The 1,034-nt window shown below is 45.0% G+C and carries 1 protein-coding gene; it reads right to left on the bottom strand.

Translation table 11 applies throughout. The annotated features are described in order from the left end of the window. Positions 1 to 187: 187 nt before the first annotated feature. Complete coding sequence (locus ACX0G9_RS31675) at positions 188 to 1,030, bottom strand: IS3 family transposase (protein WP_459069005.1); 843 nt, start codon at positions 1,028 to 1,030, stop codon at positions 188 to 190. Positions 1,031 to 1,034 lie beyond the last annotated feature (4 nt).

Here is a 1,034-nt window from a genome sequence, read left to right on the forward strand (position 1 = left end):
GGTATTTATTTTTTGTATCATTACTTGGTTTGGTTACATTTGTTTTGCCGGAAAGAAACGGAAGCAGGCTCTGCTGGGGAGCAACCTGCCAGGAATATTTCCGGACATCGGTGCATCGTTGTTCTTTGACATGATTATGTTTCGGGCTTTTTGGAGGACTATTCACAGTGTTCATAATACTATCGATTTAGTTATTCTCAAAATCAACCGGCGATAAATAACCTATGGAAGAATGCAGCCGTTTGGTGTTGTAGTACATCTCGATATACTCAAATATTTCACTACGGGCATCCTCCACTGTCTGGAAAGCGCCACCTTCCAGCATTTCAGCTTTGAAGCGAGAAAAGAAGGACTCCATGTGCGCGTTGTCATAGGGGTTATCTGCGTCGCTCATGCTCTGCAGAATATTATGTTTCGCCAGCTTTTTACGAAAGTTATTCCCGGCGTACTGGCCTCCACGATCAGAGTGCAACAACAACCGCTGGACCAGTCTTCTGACATTTAATGCCTTTTGAAGTGATTCTATCACCAATGATTCTCGCATATGATCCCGGAGATCCCAGCCTACAATTTTTCGGGAATAGAGGTCCATCCACACCGACAGATACAGAAAGCAGCCATCCGCCATGGGAATATAGGTAATATCGCCTACCCATACCTCGTTGGGACTGCCTGGAGCTTTTCTTTCCTTCAATAGGTTCGGGCTAACACGATAGCTATGACGGCTATCGGTCGTCTTGGGAACAAAGGATCTTGGCTGGATAGCTCTTAAACCATTACGGGAAAGCAATTTCCTGGCTTTATAATGACCTATAACAAGCCCTCTGTGGCAAAGCTCCTTGACTATCCTCCTGGACCCATAGCGACGCTTATGCTCCTTAAAAACAGAGACCACTTCGGTTTCCATCACTTTGTCCGTATCTTTTATCTGATAGGTTTGGCCTGCTTTCCAAGCGTAATAGCAGCTTCGCCGTATTTTTAACACCGAACAAAGCACTTGAATAGGATAGTCAGTTCGCAGCTCATCTATGAAG

The organism is Flavitalea flava (genome assembly GCF_054461575.1).